Source organism: Neisseria sp. P0001.S005 (assembly GCF_051963715.1).
Genome location: NZ_JBQCTZ010000837.1, coordinates 1 through 341, shown reverse-complemented (window position 1 = coordinate 341; position 341 = coordinate 1). Strand labels below are relative to the sequence as shown.

Sequence of the window (341 nt, the reverse complement as noted above, 5' to 3'; positions counted from 1 at the left end):
AGAGCAGAATGCCGGCTAACGGCCGGGCGCGGCAACGCGACGGAAAGTGGAACAGAAAGCAATACCGCCGATGATTGCCTTCGGGCAAAACAGGTAAGGGTGAAAAGGTGCGGTAAGAGCGCACCGTGCATTTGGTAACAAAGCGCAGCAGGCTAAACCCCATTCGGAGCAAGACCAAACAGAACGCGATGACGCTGCTCGCCGAGCGTTCGGGTAGGTTGCTTGAGCACACCAGCAATGATGTGCCTAGAGGAATGACTGTCCGCGACAGAACCCGGCTTACCGTCCGAGCTGTATGTCCCCATACCGCGGCAGGTTTTTAAAACCTGCCGCATTTTTAT

At 55.7% G+C, this 341-nt stretch carries 1 other RNA gene; it reads left to right on the top strand.

What is annotated here, in order from left to right:
* Positions 1-298, top strand: an RNA gene (gene rnpB / locus ACTHSP_RS23120) — RNase P RNA component class A; the annotation flags it as partial.
* Positions 299-341: the final 43 nt, after the last annotated feature.